The sequence below is a fragment of the Pelagibacterium mangrovi genome, from assembly GCF_036662815.1.
Classification (GTDB): Bacteria; Pseudomonadota; Alphaproteobacteria; order Rhizobiales; family Devosiaceae; genus Pelagibacterium; species Pelagibacterium mangrovi.
The window spans coordinates 235,242-255,084 of record NZ_JBAFXA010000008.1 but is presented as its reverse complement, the minus strand read 5'-3'; the positions used below and the strand labels follow the sequence as shown (position 1 = coordinate 255,084).

At 63.6% G+C, this 19,843-nt stretch carries 18 protein-coding genes and 1 riboswitch; of the genes, 12 read left to right on the top strand and 6 right to left on the bottom strand.

From position 1 onward, the window contains the following. The first annotated feature begins 234 nt into the window (after positions 1-234). The 4 genes from V4T21_RS15525 to V4T21_RS15510 all read left to right on the top strand — a co-directional run bounded on the left by V4T21_RS15525 (position 235) and on the right by V4T21_RS15510 (position 4,042). A complete protein-coding gene (locus V4T21_RS15525) occupies positions 235-591 on the top strand; it encodes a GntR family transcriptional regulator (protein ID WP_332718469.1) in 357 nt (118 codons plus the stop codon). Further along, a complete protein-coding gene (locus tag V4T21_RS15520; RefSeq protein WP_332718467.1) occupies positions 588-1,472 on the top strand; it encodes an ABC transporter ATP-binding protein in 885 nt (294 codons plus the stop codon). Before V4T21_RS15525 ends, V4T21_RS15520 begins: the two co-directional genes overlap by 4 nt. Next, positions 1,472-2,353, top strand: a complete 882-nt coding sequence (locus tag V4T21_RS15515) for a hypothetical protein (protein WP_332718465.1) — start codon at positions 1,472-1,474, stop codon at positions 2,351-2,353. Before V4T21_RS15520 ends, V4T21_RS15515 begins: the two co-directional genes overlap by 1 nt. A gap of 470 nt (positions 2,354-2,823) precedes the next feature. Beyond that, a riboswitch (FMN riboswitch) is annotated at positions 2,824-2,972 on the top strand. A gap of 104 nt (positions 2,973-3,076) precedes the next feature. Further along, positions 3,077-4,042, top strand: coding sequence for a DMT family transporter (locus V4T21_RS15510; protein ID WP_332718463.1), 966 nt, complete (start codon positions 3,077-3,079; stop codon positions 4,040-4,042). A gap of 16 nt (positions 4,043-4,058) precedes the next feature. On the opposite strand, the gene V4T21_RS15505 is transcribed toward V4T21_RS15510, so the two are convergent. The 4 genes from V4T21_RS15505 to V4T21_RS15490 all read right to left on the bottom strand — a co-directional run bounded on the left by V4T21_RS15505 (position 4,059) and on the right by V4T21_RS15490 (position 8,135). Further along, on the bottom strand, positions 4,059-5,171 hold the full coding sequence (locus V4T21_RS15505; protein ID WP_332718461.1) for a Gfo/Idh/MocA family protein: 1,113 nt from the start codon (positions 5,169-5,171) through the stop codon (positions 4,059-4,061). 204 nt (positions 5,172-5,375) lie between these two features. Then, on the bottom strand, positions 5,376-6,278 hold the full coding sequence (locus tag V4T21_RS15500; protein WP_332718459.1) for a sugar ABC transporter substrate-binding protein: 903 nt from the start codon (positions 6,276-6,278) through the stop codon (positions 5,376-5,378). Positions 6,279-6,353: 75 nt separating this feature from the next. Then, positions 6,354-7,337, bottom strand: a complete 984-nt coding sequence (locus tag V4T21_RS15495; protein WP_332718457.1) for an ABC transporter permease — start codon at positions 7,335-7,337, stop codon at positions 6,354-6,356. A 12-nt stretch (positions 7,338-7,349) separates the two neighbouring features. Then, entirely contained in the window at positions 7,350-8,135 is a 786-nt protein-coding gene (locus V4T21_RS15490; RefSeq protein ID WP_332718455.1) for an ATP-binding cassette domain-containing protein, read from the bottom strand. 264 nt (positions 8,136-8,399) lie between these two features. Here V4T21_RS15490 and V4T21_RS15485 point away from each other — a divergent pair, with 264 nt between their 5' ends. Then, entirely contained in the window at positions 8,400-9,263 is an 864-nt protein-coding gene (locus V4T21_RS15485; protein WP_332718453.1) for a MurR/RpiR family transcriptional regulator, read from the top strand. A gap of 490 nt (positions 9,264-9,753) precedes the next feature. On the opposite strand, the gene V4T21_RS15480 is transcribed toward V4T21_RS15485, so the two are convergent. Then, entirely contained in the window at positions 9,754-10,197 is a 444-nt protein-coding gene (locus V4T21_RS15480) for an Rrf2 family transcriptional regulator (RefSeq protein ID WP_332718451.1), read from the bottom strand. 93 nt (positions 10,198-10,290) lie between these two features. Between V4T21_RS15480 and V4T21_RS15475 the strand changes: the two genes are divergently transcribed. The 3 genes from V4T21_RS15475 (at position 10,291) to V4T21_RS15465 (ending at position 12,075) form a co-directional block, all read left to right on the top strand. Then, positions 10,291-10,716, top strand: coding sequence for an SAM-dependent methyltransferase (locus V4T21_RS15475; RefSeq protein WP_332718449.1), 426 nt, complete (start codon positions 10,291-10,293; stop codon positions 10,714-10,716). Positions 10,717-10,903: 187 nt separating this feature from the next. After that, positions 10,904-11,566, top strand: a complete 663-nt coding sequence (locus V4T21_RS15470) for a DUF1236 domain-containing protein (RefSeq protein ID WP_332718446.1) — start codon at positions 10,904-10,906, stop codon at positions 11,564-11,566. Positions 11,567-11,670: 104 nt separating this feature from the next. Next, complete coding sequence (locus V4T21_RS15465) at positions 11,671-12,075, top strand: SecDF P1 head subdomain-containing protein (RefSeq protein ID WP_332718445.1); 405 nt, start codon at positions 11,671-11,673, stop codon at positions 12,073-12,075. 327 nt (positions 12,076-12,402) lie between these two features. Here V4T21_RS15465 and iolG read toward each other — a convergent pair whose 3' ends face one another. Then, the gene (gene iolG / locus V4T21_RS15460; RefSeq protein WP_332718443.1) at positions 12,403-13,395 is read right to left on the bottom strand and encodes an inositol 2-dehydrogenase; all 993 of its coding nucleotides are present in this window, start codon (positions 13,393-13,395) and stop codon (positions 12,403-12,405) included. A 225-nt stretch (positions 13,396-13,620) separates the two neighbouring features. Between iolG and V4T21_RS15455 the strand changes: the two genes are divergently transcribed. From V4T21_RS15455 to iolB, 4 genes are all read left to right on the top strand, one after another. Then, positions 13,621-15,534 (top strand): bifunctional 5-dehydro-2-deoxygluconokinase/5-dehydro-2-deoxyphosphogluconate aldolase, encoded by a 1,914-nt coding sequence (locus V4T21_RS15455; RefSeq protein WP_332718441.1) that lies wholly within the window; start codon positions 13,621-13,623, stop codon positions 15,532-15,534. A 256-nt stretch (positions 15,535-15,790) separates the two neighbouring features. Beyond that, entirely contained in the window at positions 15,791-17,632 is a 1,842-nt protein-coding gene (gene iolD, locus V4T21_RS15450; RefSeq protein ID WP_332718438.1) for a 3D-(3,5/4)-trihydroxycyclohexane-1,2-dione acylhydrolase (decyclizing), read from the top strand. Between the two features lie 343 nt (positions 17,633-17,975). After that, positions 17,976-18,869 (top strand): myo-inosose-2 dehydratase, encoded by an 894-nt coding sequence (gene iolE / locus V4T21_RS15445; protein ID WP_332718436.1) that lies wholly within the window; start codon positions 17,976-17,978, stop codon positions 18,867-18,869. Between the two features lie 165 nt (positions 18,870-19,034). After that, positions 19,035-19,832, top strand: a complete 798-nt coding sequence (gene iolB, locus V4T21_RS15440) for a 5-deoxy-glucuronate isomerase (protein WP_332718433.1) — start codon at positions 19,035-19,037, stop codon at positions 19,830-19,832. Positions 19,833-19,843 lie beyond the last annotated feature (11 nt).

The following is a 19,843-nucleotide window of genomic DNA, read 5'->3' as shown; positions in this document are numbered from 1 at the left end:
GCCACCTTCTCCCTCAAGGGGAGAAGGGGAGCTGGGGCCGGTGCTGCGGACGGTCCATTTGTCCACCCCGGGATAACCCCGGTGTGACGGCGGTGGGGTAGGGAGGGTCGGGGGATGCTTCTGGCGGTTGTGTTTTTGCTGGCTCAGCACGCGCCGACCGCACCGACAAACACATCAAGCTTGACACTACCGTAACAGTGTATTACTCATATAGCACACTATACGGAAGCACACATGACGCAGTGGCGGGACGACCAACCGATATTTCTGCAAATCCGGCAAAGGATGATCGAGATGATCCTCAACGGAACCATCAACGAGGGCGATGCCCTGCCCTCGGTGCGGCAGGTGGCAGCCGATCTTTCGGTCAATCCATTGACCGTCACCAAATCCTACCAGTCGCTGGTCGATATGGGGACGGTGGAAAAGCGCCGGGGCATGGGGATGTATGTGACCGAAGGCGCGCGGGCTGCGCTGCTGGCCCATGAACGGGAAAAATTCCTCAACGAAGACTGGCCGGCGATCGCGGCGCGGATCGCGGCGCTGGGGCTGTCGGTTCAAGCATTGCTCAAGGACGGGGATCAACAATGACCACGGAAAACCCAATCGTATCGGCACGCGGATTGCGCAAGCGGTTCGGCAAGTCCGAAGTTCTGCACGGGCTCGATTTCGACATTCCGGCCGGGCGCATCTACGGCCTGGTGGGCCACAATGGCGCCGGCAAGACGACGACGCTCAACGCCCTGCTGGGGCTTACCCAGTGCGAGGGCAAGATCGAGGTGCTGGGGCTAGACCCCTTCGCCAACCGCGCCAAGCTGATGAACAATGTCGCGTTCATTTCCGACGTCGCCTCCCTGCCCCGGTTTCTGAGGGTCCGCGAGCTTTTCGCGCTGCTGTCCAACATCCATCCCAATTTCAGCCAGGACAAGGCACGCGATTTCCTCTCGGGCACCGACATCAAGCCCGAAGCCAAGATCAAGAACCTTTCCAAGGGCATGATCGCCCAGCTCCACCTTGCCGTGGTGATGGCGATCGACGCCAAGCTTCTGGTGCTGGACGAACCGACGCTGGGGCTCGACATCACCTATCGCAAACGGTTCTACCGCCGGCTGCTCGAAGACTACATGACCGAGGAACGCACGCTTTTGATCACCACCCATCAGGTGGACGAGATCGAATTCATGCTCTCCGACATCATGTTCATCCGCGACGGCGAGTTGATCGTCCATATGCAGATGGAGACGGTGAACACCAAATTCGCCCAGCTGGTGATCTCCGACCCCGCCCGGATCGAGGCGGCGCGGGCGCTGGGACCGGTGTTTACCGAAAGCCGGTTCGGGCAGACGGTGATGATTTTCGACGGGGTGGAGCATGAAAGGCTTGCGCCCCTGGGGCAGGTTTCGACGCCGAGCCTGTCGGACCTTTTCGTGGCGCTGATGCAGCGTGAAACCTATAATGCGGGAGCCGCCTGATGGCCGCAATGATCGCCCTTATCAAGCGAGAATATCTCGAACATCGCGGCGCCTTCATCTATGGGCCCGCCCTGCTGCTGGCGCTGATGCTGGCGGCGGCGGTCTATGCGGTGTTCGGCACCGATTTCCGGGGAGATTTCGCCAACGAGTTGCCCACTGTGCTGCGGTTTTACGAAACAGCCTTCGCGCTGGCCGTCGCCGGATGGCTGATCTATCTGATCATCATGCTGTTTTTCTATTATGCCGATGCGTTTTCGGCCGACAGCCGCAACAATTCGATGCTGTTCTGGAAATCGATGCCCCAGAGCGATCTCAAGATCTTTTCCGCCAAGGTCGCGACCTCGCTCACTGTCTTTCCCACTGCCATCCTTCTGGCGCTGGCGATCACCGGGCTGATCGCCTATCTGCCGACCGTGGTGGCCAGCAATTTCCTGGGCGGGTTCGCGCCGCCATCGTTCGCGCAGACGGCGGGGGCATGGCTCAACATCATGCTTTCGGCGCTGGTTTTGTTTGCCATTGCGCTGTTGTGGTATCTGCCGTTTTTGGCCTGGGTGGGCTTTCTGGGCACGATGGTCAAACGCTGGGCCATGCCGCTGGCCTTCCTGATCCCGGCGATCATCGGGCTTTTCGAGCGGGTGATTTCGCGCAATTTCCTGGTCGACGGCGTTTTCTGGTCGTTCATCACCGATCGGTTCGAGCTGAAATTCGCAGGGCTCGATTTCGAGGGTTATTGGCTGACGGGACAGCCCTGGAACGGGCTGGAACTGGCGGCGCTGATGGTTGCGGGGACCGATTGGGTGCAACTGGCCGGCGGAGTCGCCGTGGCGGTGGTGCTGGTCTATGCGGCCAGCGAATATCGTAGGCGCTATGTGCTGACCTAGGGTTTTGAGTGGTCGCGGCCCCGATTCGAGCAGGTGCGGAGTATGGCCGAGGAGCAAGCCCTTGAGAATCCGCAAAATTTGCAAACCTACTCAAACTATCGTGCGGAGCTGATGGAGCCAAAGCGGGTTGCCAGAGTTATCGATTCGGGCCACGATGGTTCCGGTTTCAACCAAGCGAAAGGAGGTGATCCAATGTCTAGTGAGATCCGCGCAGGCGGGAGTGACTTTGGGTATGAGGTGGTTTTGACGAGGCAGCCCTCGGCAAAATAGCCTTCCCTCCGAACCGCTTGGTTCATAGCGGTCCGGCTTAAAGGACACGCTTGGAAAAACACTGGCGGTTCAGTCACCTCGTGTGGCGATTTCATGGAAGGACTGTTCGAGAGATCGGGCAGTCCTTTTTCTTTTGGCCGCTTGATCGGCCGACCTCTTGGGCCTAGATTATCCATCGCCTCTTCACGATGAAGAGGCAGAAACGTTCTCAGGGCGGGGTGAAAGTCCCCACCGGCGGTAACAGGCAAAGGCCTGAAGCCCGCGAGCGCCTCATGTTCAACCATGAGGGTCAGCAGATTCGGTGCGATTCCGAAGCCGACGGTCATAGTCCGGATGAGAGAGAACGGGATATTGCGTCTTTCGGGCGCCCGTCATTCCTGTTTGGGATGCGGGGTGTGGAGAGAGCGTCGTCTCCCGTAACCCTGGGGAAACTGGTTACGGAAAGGACGACCAATGAACCAGATTTCCTCTGCCAACCACGCCCCGATGCTGGGGGCCGTGTTCATGCTGGGCGCGGGGCTCGCCTTCGCCACGATCAATATCCTCACCCCGATCATCACCTATCAGATGGGCGTGCCCTCCACCGCCGTGGTGTTCTGGCAATATGTCATCGCGACGATTTTCGCGCTGCCGCTGATCCTGCGGATCGGGTTTGCCAAGCTGCGCACGCGGCACCCCTATTGGCATGAGACGCGGGCCTTTTTGTCCGCGCTGGGCGTGCAGTTCTTCGCCTTCGGTTTTGCCGTTGGCGTGCCGGTCTGGCAGATGGTGGCGCTATCGATGACCGGGCCGTTCTTCATCCTGATCGGGGCAACCGTGTTTCTGGGCGAACGGCTGACGCCGCAGCGGCTGGGGGCGACGGTGGTCGGCTTTATCGGTGCGGTGATGGTTTCCCAGGTGGGGACCGAGCAGTTCACGCTGGCTTCGCTTCTGCCGGTGCTGGCCGCGCTGTGCTGGGGATCGGTTTCGGTGATCACCAAATATCTCAGCCGCGATGAGGAGCCGGAATCGCTGACGCTCTATATGCTGGTGCTGATTACGCCCAATCATTTCCTGATCGGGTTGATCCTGGGGATCGCGGTTGCGGTGCTGCCGGCCGGCGCCCTGCCCGCCGGGCTTGCCACCGGGTTCGACTTCGCGCTGCCGATGGGCGAGGCGCTGGGGCTGATCGTGCTGCTGGGGCTGGTGACGGCGGCGGCGCAATATGTGCTCAGCCTTGCCTATAAGGTTGCCGACGCCACGTATCTGCAGCCGTTCGACGATCTGAAACTGCCGCTCAATACGCTTTTGGGGTGGGTGGTGCTCTCGCAGGTGCCGGCGATGTCGTTCTGGCCGGGGGCTGCGCTGATCCTCGCGGCGTCCAGCTTTATCTTGTGGGCGGAACGGCGGAGCGGGCCGGGACAGTTGCAGGCGGCTTAGGCGACCGGCGTCGAGGTTAGAGCGACACCCACCGCCCGTCGCGATGGCTGTGGGCCATGGCGTGGACGGCACGTTCGATGGCGAGGCCGTTTTCGAAATCGATGATGTGCGCCGTTTCCCCGGAGATGGCGCGCATCACCTCGCGGGCTTCGATGATTTTGAGATCGTTGAAGCCCAGGCCATGGCCCGGAGCGGGGACGAATTTATCGTAGGGCGGATGGATGGGGGCGGTGAGGATGGTGCGGAAACCCTGTTCGGCCGCCCTGCCCTCGCGGGTAAAGAGCTGGAATTCGTTCATGCGCTCCTGATCGTAGGCGATGGTGCCGGCCGAGCCGAAGATCTGGAGCACGAGCCGACCCTTGCGCCCCCAGGTGGAGCGGGAAAGCTGGATGGAGCCGGCGATGCCGCCGGCAAGGCGCAGGAGGATGTGGGCGATATCGAAGGTTTCGACCTCGCGCGCCTTTCCCTCTGCAGTGGGCCGAGTGGCGAAGGGCTTGGCGAGATCGGCCATGATCCTTTCGACCGGGCCGAACAGCGTCGCAAGGATCGACAGCGGGTGGACGCCGAAATCGTCGGGCGCGCCATAGCCCGAAATCGCCTCGCTCTTTAGCGAAAAAAGCGCGACAGGATCGGCCATGAAATCCTCGTCCATTTCCATGCGCACCGAATGGACCGTGCCGATGGCGCCCTCGGCGAGCAATTTGCCGATGTGGCGGAGGAGCGGGTTCTGAATGTAATTGTAACCCAGCACCGCGACGCGACCCGAAGTCCTGGCCGCATCGGCCATGCGCTCGGCGTCGGCGAAGGCCGGGGCCATGGGCTTTTCGCACCAGACATGCTTGCCGGCCTCAAGCGCGGCGATGGCCATTTCGGGGTGGAAGGGGTTGGGCGTGGTGATCGAAACCACATCGACGTCCGGATCGGCGATCAGGTCGCGCCAATCGCCCGTGGCGCGGGAAAAGCCCAGCGACCGGGCCTGACGGGTGGCGAGTTCGGCATTGGCTTCGGCCAGATGGACAAGGCGGGGCGGGGCGACGTCGCCAAATACGGGAGCGACCGCGTTCCAGGCCAGCGCGTGACACTTGCCCATATAGCCGGTGCCGATGAGGCCAATGCCCAAACCTGTCATGGATTGCAGCACCCCAAAAAAAGACGGCGGAATATGAGAAATCTCATATTACCGCCGGAGGTTGCTCTTGCCCTTCGCGCTCTCGCGAAGACCTAGACGATACCCGGCCTTTCGTTCGACTGGCAAGATCATGGCAACAAAAAGGCGAACGATTCATCCTATTAATTGCAAAAATCCCACAGCCGGGTATCGATTTCTCCCAAACTACTGATATTCGGCGGCGTTCGAGGCGTCGACCAGCACCGTTCCGGTGTCGATCCACTCCTCGAGCGTTTCACCATTAGAGAGCGCGATCAGCGACTCGATGGAGAAACGGCCCATGTTTTCGGGCGACTGGGCGACCGATGCGGTCAACTCGCCGGCCACGATCGAATTGGCAGCGTCGGGGTTGGCGTCGAACCCCACCACCATGACGGTCTCGAGCATCGCGGCCTGTTTCAGCGCTTCCACGGCGCCGAGCGCCATGTTGTCGTTAGAGGCGAAAATGCCCTGCAGGTCGGGATTACCCACGATGATCGTTTCAGCGACGGACATGCCCATGGCGCGGTCCCAATTGGCCGGCTGCTCTGCGACGATGTTGAGCCCACACGCCGAAAGCCCTTCATTGGCGCCCTGGGCGCGGGCCTGACCGGTCGACTGGCTGATCAAACCCTGGAGGATCGCGACATTGGCGCCTTCGGGGAGGTTTTCGCACATATATTCAGCCGCCAGCGCGGCACCGGCCTGGTTGTCGGTGCCGATGAAGGACACACCCTCATTGGTGCCGCGTGTATCGACGAAAACCACCGGGATATCCTGCGCGATTGCGGAGTCGACCACCGGGGCCAAGGCGTTTGGATCGGTTGGCGCCAGCGCGATGCCGTCGACGCCTTGCGCGATCAGGTCCTCGATCTGGTTGATCTGGGCCTGAACGTCGGATTCCTGGGGCGGGGCGACGACGATGACTTCAACGCCGGCCTCCTCGCCAGCGGCGATCGCGCCCGCTTCGACGGCGGCCCAGAACGGGTTGCCGGCGCCGGGGCCTTTCATGCCGAGAACGAAAGTCTGGGCGTTTGCGCCAACGGTCATGACCGAGAGCGCTATCCCGGCCAGAAGCACTGCTTTCATTTCCTGGTCCTCCCTTTTGACCATCTCCATTTGTTCATCGGCGTGGCCCGGCTGGAGATGACCGGGCCGGCCGGATTATCTGCGCACGGCAGCTCTGCGCCGGACCACGTCGATCCAGACAGCGAAGATGATAACCACCCCGATCAGCACCATCTGCCAGAAGGAGCTGACATTGTTGATGTTGAGCCCATTTCGGAGCAGCCCCATGATGAGGACGCCGGCCAGCACCCCGATCACCGTGCCGCGGCCGCCGAAGAACGAGGCGCCGCCGATAATGACCGCCGCAATGGCGTCGAGCTCGAGCATCAGCCCCGCATTGGGGAAGCCGGAATCGGTGCGGCCGGCGAGCAGAAGGCCGCCCAAGCCGGCCATGAGGCCGGAAATGACGTAAACCAGGATCAACACGCGATCGACATTGACGCCGGACACCCGGGCAGCCTGTGGATTGCCGCCGATGGCGTAGATGTGCCGGCCCGTCGAGGTTTTTTCGAGGAAGAACCACAGGCCGATAGCGCATACGGCGACGAGGATCAGGCTGGCGGGGATGCCGGCGGGCGGGGCGAAGATGCCGAGGTCATAATAGGCCTGGCCCAGATAGCGGACCTCGGGCTGGAGGCCGGAAATCGGGGCGCCATCGGTGACGAGATACGCAACGCCGCGCACCGCGTTAAGCGTGCCCAGCGTCATGATGAAGGGGTGCGGAAGCTTGAGCCAGGTAAGGCCGATACCGTTGACCAGCCCCACAGCGATGCCGACCAGCGGACCGACCATCAGCACCACCGGCCAGGGCAATCCGGCGCGGCTGGCAAGGGCGAGCGTCACCATGGAGAGCGCCATGGTGGAGCCCACCGAAAGGTCGATGCCGGCGGTGACGATCACCACAAACATGCCCAGCGCGACAAGTGCCAGCGTGGCGTTCTGCTTTAAAATGTTGGTGAGGTTCTGTGGCGTCAAAAAGACTTCGGGCCGCGAAAGCGCGATCACCACCATCATGACGATGACGACGAGAACGATGCCGTAGGTTTCGAGGAATTTGGAGAGTTTTGGATCGTAGAACACGCGCCCCCTCCCCTAGTGCAGCCTGTCATGGGCAAGGGATTCGGTGTGTCCCTTGGTGCCCATGATCCAGCCGATGACCTCGTTGCGCGAGGTCTGCCCCAGCGGGCTTTCGGCGAAATTGGTGCCCTGGTAAAGCGCCATCACCCGGTCGCAGCAATAAAAGATATCGTCCATGCGGTGGGAGATGATGATCACCGCAACGCCATGGTCCTTCAGCCGTTTGATGAGATCGAGCACCTTGCCGACCTCTTTTATGGCGAGCGCGGCGGTGGGTTCGTCCATGATGACGAGCTGGGCGTCGAACGCTGTGGCGCGGGCGATGGCCACGGCCTGTCGCTGGCCACCGGACAAATCCTCGGTGTTCTGTTCGACCGATTTCACCTCGATATGGAGATTGTCGAGGTGGTCCTTGGCCATTTCGCGGGCGCGCTTGTGATCGATGAAGGTGATCGGGCCGAGCTTGGTGCCCGGCTCGCGGCCCAGATAGATGTTTTCATAAATGGGCATGTTTCCGGCCAGCGCGAAGTCCTGATAGACCATCTCGATGCCCTTGGCGCGGGCGTCTTTCGGGCTGGAGAACCGGACAGGGCGACCATCGAAAACCAGATCGCCTTCGGACGGCTGGTAGAGGCCGGAGAGGATTTTCATCAGCGTGGATTTGCCGGCGCCATTGTCGCCCACAACACCCAGCACCTCGCCGTGGTCGACGCGGAAATTGACGTCGCGCAGCGCGGTGATGGCGCCGAAATATTTGGCGATGCCGCGCGCCTCGAGAAGCGCGGTGCCTCCTCCGGCCATGCCCTCTCCTCCCTCGCATCAAATGGAACAACTGATGCATATTATAGATTATTGTGGAATATTTATTCCATTTAGGGCAGAGTGCGTCAAGTCACAATCGCCCGATCCGAGGCAAAAATCGGCGTGAAATGGCGGGGATTTCTGGTGCGGCGGCGCGTTTTTTTTCAATTGCCGGCGCCGGATTGGCGATTGCCGGGGAAAGCGCGTGTTCGAGTATGGATGAGCGCGAACCGGCGGGGATAAGAAGAGGGCTTGGACACAACAATGGCGCGCGGGAGAGCGATGGACAGCCAGGGGCAGGCCGAGATGCCGCCGCGCGATTTCGCGGCGCTGCGCGAGCGGGTGATCGCGCGCTGGGAGGAATTGCCGCGCCGGCTGACGCAAGTGGCCGAATATGCGCTCAACAATCCCGACGACGTGGCGTTCGGGACGGCCGCTTCGATTGCCGCCAAGGCGCAGGTGCAGCCTTCGACGCTTGTGCGGTTTTCCCAGGCGCTGGGCTATCAGGGGTTTTCGGACCTGCAGGACGTGTTCCGCTCGCGCCTGCGCGACCAGGTGCTGGGCTATGACGAGCGCATGGCGCAATTGCGCGAGCATGGGGATGCCAGCCCGCGCGCCTCGATGATCCTCGAAGGTTTCGCGGAAGCCTCGGTGCGCTCGATTTCGCAACTGACCAACCGGCACGATCCGGCGGTTTTCGAGAGAGCGTTGGACGTGCTGGAGGGCGCGCGCACGATCTATCTCATCGGGTTGCGGCGGTCGTTTCCGGTCACCTCCTACATGGCTTATGGGATGGGCAAGCTGGGGATTCGGACGATATTGGTCGATGCCGTGGCGGGGCTGGCGTCCGAGCAGGCGGGGTTTGCCGGACCGGAGGATGCGGCGATCGCCATCAGCTTTACGCCCTATGCGAGCGAGACGGTGGCGCTGACGACGCAGGTGCGCGAGGCGGGGGCGCGGGTTGTGGCGTTCACCGATTCGATCTTTTCCCCGCTCGCGTCGCAGGCCGATGTGTGGTTCGAGATCGCCGAGGCCGATTTCGAGGGATTCCGGTCGATGGGAGCGACGATGACGCTGGCCATGGCGCTGACTGTGGCGTTGGCGGATCGGCGGAAGGCGGGGCGGTAGGGGGGGCGGTAGGAGGGTGTAAGCCTTTGCTAACGATGGTTGGTTTTGCAAAGGCTGCGCACCCCTCATCCGACCCGGCTTCGCCGGCCCACCTTCTCCCTCAAGGGGAGAAGGGAGCTGGGGCGGCGTTTCGGCAAGAACTCTAAATGCTGCCGGAGGTGCTCCCTCTCTCCTTCGAGGGAGAGGGCTGGGGTGAGGGTGCGCTAAGGTTCAGCACACGCTATGGCTGGTCGGGCCAGCGCTGCGCACCCGTCATCCGACCCGGCTTCGCCGGTCCACCTTCTCCCTCAAGGGGAGAAGGGAGCTGGGGCGGCGTTTGTGCAAGAACTTTAAATACTGCCGGAGGTGCTCCCTCGCCCGTTGGGGTGAGGGTGCGCTGAGGTTCGGCACGCGTTATGGCTGATGGGAAACTCAGTGCCCCCTCTCCGCCCCTTTGTGGCGCCTTCTCCCTTCGCGAGGGGAGAAGGAAGGCGGCGGCGCGTGCGCGGCCCTACCCGCAGTCGTGGGGGGATTTGGCCAGGCGGTCTTCGAAGTCGTCGCGGATTTCGGCAAGTGTCATGGAGGTGAAGCGGTCGAGGATGGTGGATTGGGCGACCGAGAGCGTGTCGCGGATGCGGGCGTTGACGGATTTTTCGACGAGGCAGCGTGGGTCGTCATTGGCAAGGCCCAGCGCGAAGAGATGGGGAGAGCCCAGGGCGCGGTAGATGTCGGCCATGGTGATTTCCTCAAGCGGGCGGGCCAGTTCCCAGCCACCATTGTGGCCCTTGGCCGAGCGCACATAGCCCGCCTCGCGCAGGCCGGCCATGGTGCGGCGCACGACGACGGGGTTGGTCGAAAGCATTTTGGCGATGGTTTCGGACGTGGCGGCGCCCTGGTGCGCGCTCATGTGGATCAGCACATGGAGCATGCGGGAAAGCCGGTTGTCGGTGCGCATGGCGGTTACCTCTTGTCCATGCCGTAGCCCGGCAGGGGCCGGGCCGTCAATCGAGGGCTTGAGCGGGCGGACTTTGCGGAGCATGCTTGGGCGATGAGCACGGAAATATCTCCAAGGCTATTGGCGATCGTGGAAGCGCTGCCGCTCGGGCGCGATATGCGCGTGCTCGAGATCGGCTGCGGGCCGGGCGCCATGGCGCGGGAGATGGCAAGGCGCGTGGGTGCGGGCAAGGTGGTGGCGATCGACAGGTCCGCCAAGGCCATAGCGCAGGCCGTTGCCGGCTCGGCCGACGATATCGCGGCGGGGCGGCTGGAATTTCGCCAAAGCGCCATCGAAACCTTCGAACTCGAACCGGGGGAAGCGCCGTTCGATATCGCCGTGGCGGTGCGGGTGGGGGCACTCGACGGGCGGCATCCGGAGGCCGGCATCAAGGCGCGGGCGGCCATCGGCAGGGCGCTCAAGCCCGGCGGCAGGCTGTTCATCGACGATGGACCATCGGTGCGCGAAATCGGGCTCTGAACGAGCCGTTGCGGCGAAGCCACAGGCAAAGTTGAATTGGTTAGCGAAGGGTTAGCGGGGCGGAACGAAGCCCCCTGCCCGGCGTTCATTTTGCCGCGGGGGAAGATCGGGCAAACCATTGCCTGGGTCGCGCCAACACCCTTGGCGCCCCCAAGGTTTGCCTGTGCAAACCAACGGAGATAAAACAATGAAATCCGCTCTTGCTACAACCGTCCTGGCGGCCACCGCCGGGCTCTTGATGGCCGGCACCGCCCTGGCCCAGACCGCCACGGCGACCGCCACCACCGATCTCAATATCCGCTCCGGCCCGGGGCCGCAATTCGAGGCGATCGGAGTGATCGGCAGCGGGGAAACCGCCACCGTCAACGGCTGCATCACCGATTCCATGTGGTGCGAAATCGATTTCAACGGCACGCTGGGCTATGCCTATTCGGACTATCTGACCGTGGAATCGGAGGCCGGCGGCGAGGTTATCGTGCTCACCGAACGTCCGCCCGAGCTTGTGGGTGTGGCCGAGCCTTCGACCACGGCCAATTCGACGATGACCGGCGCGGCCGGAGGCGCGATCGCCGGGGCGCTGCTGGGCGGGCCGGTTGGCGCCGCGATCGGGGCGGGCGTGGGCGCATCGGCCGGCATCGTTGTCGATCCGCCGGAAACGGCCCGCACCTATGTGACCTCCAACCCCATGGAGCCGGTCTATCTGGAGGGCGAAGTGGTGGTTGGCGCGCAGGTGCCCGATACCGTGGTCGTCCAGCCCATTCCGGAGTACGAGTACGAATATGTCTATATCAACGGCCAGCCGGTGCTGATCGAACCGGCGTCGCGCGAGATCGTGTACATCTTCCGGTAAGCATATCGGAAAAAATTGCCGGGGGCGGCCGAAAGGCTGCCCCTTTCACTTGTCAAACGCTGGGGCGCACCCAAGATGGATAAAGTTGCGCAGGACCGCCCAAGATGACCGACACCCCCATTGCCATTCTCATGCGTTTCGCCAAGCGGCTGGCCGCCGGGCTCGCCGCATCGCTGGCGCTGGTTGGGGCGGCCATGGCCGACAGCGTTCCGCTGGAAGTGAAAAGCGCCCAAGCGAGCTCGGACCCCACGACCGGGCTGCCGGTGATGATGGTGGAGTTGACCCCATCGGGCAGCAAGGCGTTCGGGGATTTCACGGCGCGCAATGTGGGCATGCGGGTGGATGTGATCCTCGAGGGCAAGGTGCTCACATCGCCCTATATCCAGACCCCGATCACCGGGGGATCGCTGATGATCTCGGGCAATTTCACGCCCGAGGAAGTCGAGACGATGGCGGAGCGGATCCAGGCCGTGGCGGGGGCGTTGCAGGTGCGGATTCCGGCGCCTTAGGGGGCTGGGCCTCGCTGCCCTATTTCTTTGTCATTGGAGGGCGTGAGCCGAGAGCGGCGCGCATACCTTGCCCCGGGACAACCCCGGGGTGACAGCGGCGGGGGACGAGGGAACGGGTCGGGGTATGTTTCTGGCGGTTGTGTTTTTTCGCCGGCTCAGCGCACCCCTCATCCGACCCGGCTTCGCCGGCCCACCTTCTCCCTCAAGGGGAGAAGGGGTGATTGGCGCGGGCGTTACGGCAAGCTCCCCTTCCTCTCCATCATTCCACCCTCTCCGTCGTCATTGTCGGGCTTGACCCGACAATCCAGAAGGCTGCTCCGAGGGGGGTTATCCCAGCCGCACGGCCTGGCCGGATTTGAGGCTTTCGCTGGCGGATTCGGCGAGTTTTTGGGCCATGAGGCCGTCGTGGCCGGAGGCGCGGGGGGATTGGCCGGTGTCCAGGAAATCGAGAAATTTGTGGATCTCGGCGGTGTAGGCGAGCTGGTAGCGCTCGACGAAGGAGGAGGGGATCTTGTCCTCGGTCCAGCCCTGTTCGTTGGCCAGTTCGACAGTGGTGTCGTGGATGTTGGCGGCGCGCAAAAGGCCTTTGGAACCATGGACTTCGATGCGCTGGTCGTGGCCGTAGGTGGCGCGGCGGGAATTGGTGATGACGACGATCTTGCCCGAGGCTGTCTGCATCTGGACCGAGGCAGTGTCGATATCCCCTGCCCGGCCGATTTCCGGATCGGTCAGAACGCCGCCAAGTGCATGAACGATAACAGGTTCTTCATCGCCCAGGAGGAAGCGGGCCATGTCGAAATCGTGGATCATCATATCGCGGTAGAGACCGCCCGAGCGCTCGATATAGGAGACCGGGGGCGCGGCGGGGTCGCGGCAGGTGATGGTGATGATTTCGGGGTCGCCGATTTCGCCCGAGCGCAGGCGCTTTTCGAGCGCGGCGAAGTTGGGATCGTAGCGGCGGTGGAAGCCGATCATCAGGGGAACGCCTGAGTTTTCAGCCACTTGCAGGCAGGCTTCGATGCGCGGGACCGAAAGAGAGACGGGCTTTTCGCACAGGATGGCCTTGCCGGCGCGGGCGGCCTCCTCGATCAAATCCGCGTGGGTGTCGGTGGGGGTGGCGATGAGGATGGCATCGACGTCGGGAGAGGTGATAACCTCTTGAACCGGCTTGGTTTTCGCGCCCACGGCGGCGGCGAGGGTTTCGGCGGCCTGGGGCATGGCGTCGGCGATGTAGGCGACGGAAGCGCGGCCCGAACCGGCGATGGAGCGGGCGTGGACATTGCCGATGCGGCCGGCGCCGAGAATTCCGAAACGGACCATGATTTCCTCCCCAGGAACCGTTCAACATCGCTTGTGTTGAACGGGTGAATTTGTGGTGTTGAACGCACCTGACCGTCAATGTTGACGAACGGGGGGTTCAGAGGCTCATGTTTTCCCAATCGCCGCAGAGAAAGCAACTCCAAAATGGAACAAACATTCTGAATTGACACATTTTCAGAATTGATGTTTCAATCATAAACAATCGGAAGGGAGGCCGCCGCCAGCATGGATACGTTGGAGGATCGGCTCGATGTGATCACCATCGGGCGCGCGTCGGTGGACCTTTACGGCCAGCAGATCGGCAGCCGGCTGGAGGATATTTCGAGCTTTGCCAAATCGGTGGGCGGGTGCCCGGCCAATGTGGCGATCGGGGCGGCGCGGCTGGGGCTGAAATCGGCCTGGCTGGGGCGGGTCGGGGACGAACCGTTCGGGCGCTTCATCCGCGAGCAGATGGCGCGCGAGGGGGCTTCGACCGAGGGGATCATCACCGACCCCGAGCGGCTGACGGCGCTGGCCATTCTGGCGGTCGAGGACGACAAGCACTTTCCACTGATCTTTTATCGCGAGGACTGCGCCGACATGGCGCTGACCGAGGGCGATATCTCGGAAGATTTCATCGCCCGCGCCGGGGCGGTGCTGGTGACGGGCACGCATTTTTCGCGGCCGCACACGGCGGCGGCCCAGAAGATCGCCATGCAGATGGCTCGGCGGGGCGGCGGCAAGGTGATCTTCGATATCGACTATCGACCCAACCTCTGGGGGTTGGCGGGGCATGGAGCGGGGGACGAGCGCTATATCCGCTCCAATGTCGTTTCCTCGCGCATGCGGGACGTGCTGCCGCACTGCGACCTCATCGTGGGGACGGAAGAGGAAATCCTGATCGGTTCGGGGGAAACCGATCTCGATACCGCGCTGAGGACGATCCGGTCACTTTCCTCCGCCGTGATCGTCCTCAAGCGCGGACCCATGGGGTGCGTGGTGTTCGACGGGGAAATTCCCGAGGCGCTGGAAGACGGGATCGTGGGGCGGGGGTTTCCCATCGAGGTTTATAATACGCTGGGGGCCGGCGACGCGTTCATGAGCGGATTTTTGCGCGGGTGGCTGCGGGGGGAGACGCTGGAGGTCTGCGCGACATGGGCCAATGCGTGCGGGGCATTCGCGGTGTCGCGGCTGCTGTGCTCGCCGGAAATCCCCAGCTTTGCGGAATTGCAGTATTTTCTCGAGCATGGGAGCGCGGGCGAGGCGCTGCGCAAGGACGCTGCGCTCAATCATATCCATTGGGCGACGACGGGGCGGCGGCGGGAGTATCGGCAGCTCATGGCGCTGGCCATCGATCACCGGACGCAGCTCGAAGAATTGGCCGACAGGGTTGGGGCGGAGCACGGGCGGATCGGGGCGTTCAAGCTGTTGGCCGTGGAAGCGGCGGCGCGGGTGGCGGACGGGCGCGACGGGTTCGGCATGCTGATCGACGACAAGCACGGGCGCGAGGCGCTGTTTGCGGCGGGCAGGCACGCCAATCTGTGGATCGGGCGGCCGGTGGAGTTGCCGGGATCGCGGCCGCTGCGGTTCGAGTTTTCCGAGGATGTGGGCTCGCGGCTGGTGGAGTGGCCGGTGGACCATTGCATCAAGGCGCTGTGCTTTTACCATCCGGACGATCCGGAGGAACTTCGCGAGGCGCAGCGGGAGAGGCTGAAGGGGCTCCATGACGCGGCGCGGAGCGTGGGGCGGGAATTGCTGATCGAGATCATCGCGTGCAAGAGCGGGACGGTTGACGACATGACCGTGCCGCGCGTGCTCGAGGCGCTTTATGCGGTGGGGATCAGGCCCGATTGGTGGAAGCTGGAGCCGCAGGCGGGGGCGAGCGCGTGGGCGCGGATCGACGAGGTGATCGCGGCCCATGACCCCTATTGCCGAGGAGTGGTACTGCTGGGGCTGGATGCACCGGCCGAGGAGTTGACGGCGGCGTTTGCGGCGACGGCGGGGGCTCGGACGGTGAAGGGGTTCGCCGTGGGGCGGACGATTTTTGCCGGGGCAGCGGAGAAATGGTTGGCGGGGGAGATGGGGGATGCGGCGGCGATCGAGGAGATGGCGGAAAGGTTTGCGGGGTTGGTGCGGGCTTGGGGGGAGAGGGGGAGATGAATAGGCGCTCCTTATCCATCGGCGCGCGTTTTGTGAAAAATCCCAGCGCTAGCGCTGCTCTCGATGGCAGCGCGGTGTTTCCATTCAGGCCGAGTTTTGCGAGGCCGGCTCAGCGCACCCCTCATCCGACCCGGCTTCGCCGGCCCACCTTCTCCCTCAAGGGGAGAAGGAGAGCTCTCGGCAAGCTGTTCGGTAAAAACACGAAGGTTGGTTTCCTGCCCCAGCGCTCGCGGCAAGAAATGTTTGGGAGGCGCGGATGACCGAAACGATCAGGCTTACCACCGCGCAGGCGCTGGTGCGGTTTTTGGCGGGGCAGAGGACGGAGGTCGAGGGGGAGATCGTGCCGCTGTTTGCGGGGGTGTGGGCGATCTTCGGGCATGGGAACGTCGCGGGGATGGGGGAGGCGCTCTATGGGGTGCGCGACAGATTGCCGACCTATCGGGCGCATAATGAGCAGGGGATGGCGCATGCGGCGATAGGGTTTGCCAAGGCGAGTTTCCGGCGGCGGATGATGGCGTGTACGACGTCCATCGGGCCGGGGGCGACCAATATGGTGACCGCGGCCGCGCTGGCGCATGTGAACCGGTTGCCGGTGCTGTTTCTGCCCGGCGACGTGTTCGCCAATCGGGCGCCCGATCCGGTGCTGCAGCAGGTCGAGGATTTTTCCGACGGGACGGTTTCGGCCAATGATTGCTTTAGACCCGTGTCGCGCTATTTCGACAGGATCGCGCGGCCCGAGCAGATCATGGCCGCCCTGCCCCGCGCGTTGGCGGTTTTGACCGATCCGGCGGATTGCGGGCCGGTGACGCTGGCGCTGTGCCAGGATACGCAGGCGGAAGCCTATGATTATCCGGTGTCGTTTTTTGCCGAGAGGGTTTGGACGCAGCGGCGGGCGGGGCCCGACGTGGATGAACTGGCGCGGGCGATCGAGGCGATCCGGGCGGCGGAAAAGCCGGTGCTGATCGCCGGTGGAGGCGTGCTCTATTCGGGGGCCAGCGCGGTGCTGGGCCGGTTTGCGCAAACCCATGGCGTGCCGGTGATGGAGACGCAGGCGGGGAAATCGGCCCTGCCCCACGACCATCCGATGAACATGGGCGCGGTGGGGGTGACCGGGACCGGCGCGGCGAACCGGCTGGCCGAGGAGGCCGATCTGGTGGTTGCGATGGGGACGCGACTGGCCGATTTCACCACGGGATCGCGGGCGCTGTTTGGGAATCCGGACGTGCGATTTGTCGGGCTCAACGTCATGGCGATGGATGCGGCAAAGCATGGAGCGATGCCGCTGGTGGCCGATGCGCGGGTGGGGCTGGAGGTGCTGGACGCGGGGCTGGCCGGGTGGCGGGCGCCTGAGGGGTGGAGCGCGGCGGCTGAGGCGGGCAAGCGCGAATGGCTGGAGGCGGCGGGGGCGGTGACGGCGGCGAGCAATGCCCCCCTGCCCTCGGATGCGCAGGTGATCGGGGCGGTGCAGCGGGCGCTGGGGGACAAGGCGATTGTGGTGTGCGCGGCGGGCGGGCTGCCGGGGGAATTGCACAAGCTGTGGCAGGCGGGTGCGCCGGGGAGCTATCACCTGGAATATGGCTATTCATGCATGGGCTATGAGATCGCCGGCGGGCTGGGGGTGGCGCTGGCGCGACCGGGGGACGAGGTGGTCGTGATGGTGGGAGATGGGAGCTATATGATGCTCAATTCCGAACTTTCGACCGCCGTGATGATGGGGGTGAAACTCACAGTGGTGCTGCTCGACAATCGGGGGTTCGGGTGCATCAACCGGCTGCAGATGGCGACGGGCGGGGCGAGTTTCAACAATCTGTTTGCCGATGTGGATGCACAGCGGATGCCGGAGATCGATTTCGTCGGCCATGCGCGGGCGATGGGAGCGCGGGCGGAGAAGGTTTCGGGGGTTGGCGAGCTGGAGGCGGCGCTGGGGGCGGCGCGGGAACGGGATGGGGTGAGCGTTGTGGTGATCGATACCGATCCGCTGGTGACGACCGAAGCGGGCGGGCATTGGTGGGACGTGGCAGTGCCCGAGGTGAGCGAGCGCGAGGATGTGCGGGGGAAGAGGGCTGAGTATGAGGCGGAGGTGAAGAGGCGGGGGTGAGGATGGGTCGGTGGGACCGGCACGTACCCCTCCCTCCGGCTTTCTTATCTCCAACCTCTTTTTCGTCATTGTCGGGCTTGACCCGACAATCAACGCTGCCGGTGGTGCGGGAGGGGTTGGGAGACACACTTCTTCTGAGGTATGGGAGCCTTGCGGGTCTCCGGGTCAAGCCCGAAGACGACGAGGGGAGAGGGCCAGGATAAGGTTCATCCGCCCCTTCGGGGCCCGCCATTCGAGCATAGCTCTCATGGCCTTCAAGGGGACAAGGGTAGCTCTTGGCAAGCGACTCGACGGGACGCGCTTGGACTGACGGAGCGCAAATTATCAGGATGAAAGAGGAAACATGATCCGTATAGGCGCAAACCCAATCGGGTGGTCCAATGACGATATGATCGAGATTGGCGGGGAAACGCCGTTGGAGGTGTGTCTGGCCGAAGCGCGGGAGGCCGGGTTTTCGGGGATGGAATTGGGGAACAAGTTTCCGCGCGACGCCGAGGCGTTGCGGGGGGTGCTTGGGGCGCATGGGCATGAGCTGGTTTCGGGGTGGTATTCGACCGAATTGCTGGTGCGCGATGTGGAGGCGGAACTGGAGGCGGTGCGGGGGCATGCGGGATTGCTGGCCGAAATGGGCTGCGGCGTGATGATCGCGTGCGAGACGTCCAACGCCATCCACGGGCAGATGGAGATGCCGCTTTCGGCAAGGCCGGTGTTGCCGCACGACGTCTGGGGGCGGTTCGGGATGCGGTTGACGGCGTTTGCGCAGAAGATCAGGCAGGAGTTCGGGTTGAGGCTGGTCTATCACCATCACATGGGGACCATCGTGCAGACCGAGGCCGAGATCGACAGGCTGATGGCTTCGACCGGGGATGCGGTGCATCTGCTGCTCGATACCGGGCACGTCACCTGGGGCGGGGGCGATCCGGCGCGGGTGGCGCGCAACCACAAGCGCCGGATTGCGCATGTGCACACCAAGGATGTGCGGGGCGAAGTGATGCTGAAGGCCAATGGGGAGGATTGGAGCTTTCTGCGCTCGGTGCTGGCGGGGGTTTATACGGTGCCGGGGGATGGGGTGGTGGATTTTCCGGGGGTGTTCGCCGAGCTTGGGGGATATGAAGGGTGGGTCGTGGTGGAGGCCGAGCAGGACCCGGCGAAGGCGCATCCGCTGACCTATGCGAAGATGGGGTATGGGTATTTGCGCGGGGTGGTGGAAGAGGCGGGGTTTAAGGTGGGGGGATAGCGGCGTCCGCCCTTTCCTCTCGTCGTTGCCGGGCATGACCCGACAATCCGCAACGACGGGAGAAGGAGACGAGGGCGGCGAGCATACCCTGCCCCGGGATAAACCCGGGGTGACAGCGGTGGGGAAGGGTCGGAGAATGGTTCTTCGCAATCAAGGGAGGATTGAATGACCGATCTGCTCGTCAAACCCGCCGGGTACACCGGCAAGGTGATCGACGTCACCCCGGAAAGCGCGGGGTGGGAATATGTGGGGTTTGCGCTGCACAGGCTTGCGGCGGGGGAGAGAGTGGCCGAGGCGACCGGAGGGCGGGAGGTTTGTCTGGTGTTTGTTTCGGGCATGGGGCGGGTCGGCGCGGGTGGCGAGGATTTGGGGGAGATGGGCGGGCGGATGAGCCCGTTCGATGGCAAGCCGGCGGCGGTGTACGTGCCGGGGGGCACCGAGTGGTCGGTGACGGCGACCAGCGAACTCGAACTGGCGGTGTGTTCGGCCCCTGCCCTCACCCGGCGGGAGATCAAGGTGATCGGGCCGGACGCGATGAGCCAGGAAGTGCGGGGGAAAGGCACCAATACGCGCTATGTGACCAACATCCTGCCCGAGACGGACGGGGTGGCGGACTCGCTGCTGGTGGTGGAGGTGATCACGCCGGGCGGGCATACATCGTCCTATCCACCGCATAAGCACGATCGCGATGCGCTGCCCGAAGAATCCTATCTCGAGGAGACCTATTACCATCGGCTCAACCCCGCGCAGGGCTATGGGTTTCAGCGGGTTTATACCGACGACCGGTCGCTCGACGAGGTGATGGTGATCGAGGATGGGGTGACGGTTCTGGTGCCGCGTGGCTACCACCCCTGCGCGGCGATCCATGGGTATGACCTCTATTATCTCAATGTGATGGCGGGGCCGCACCGAAGCTGGCGATTCCATAATGAGCCGGCGCATGAATGGCTGCTCGGCGGGTGAGGCCCGGTGCG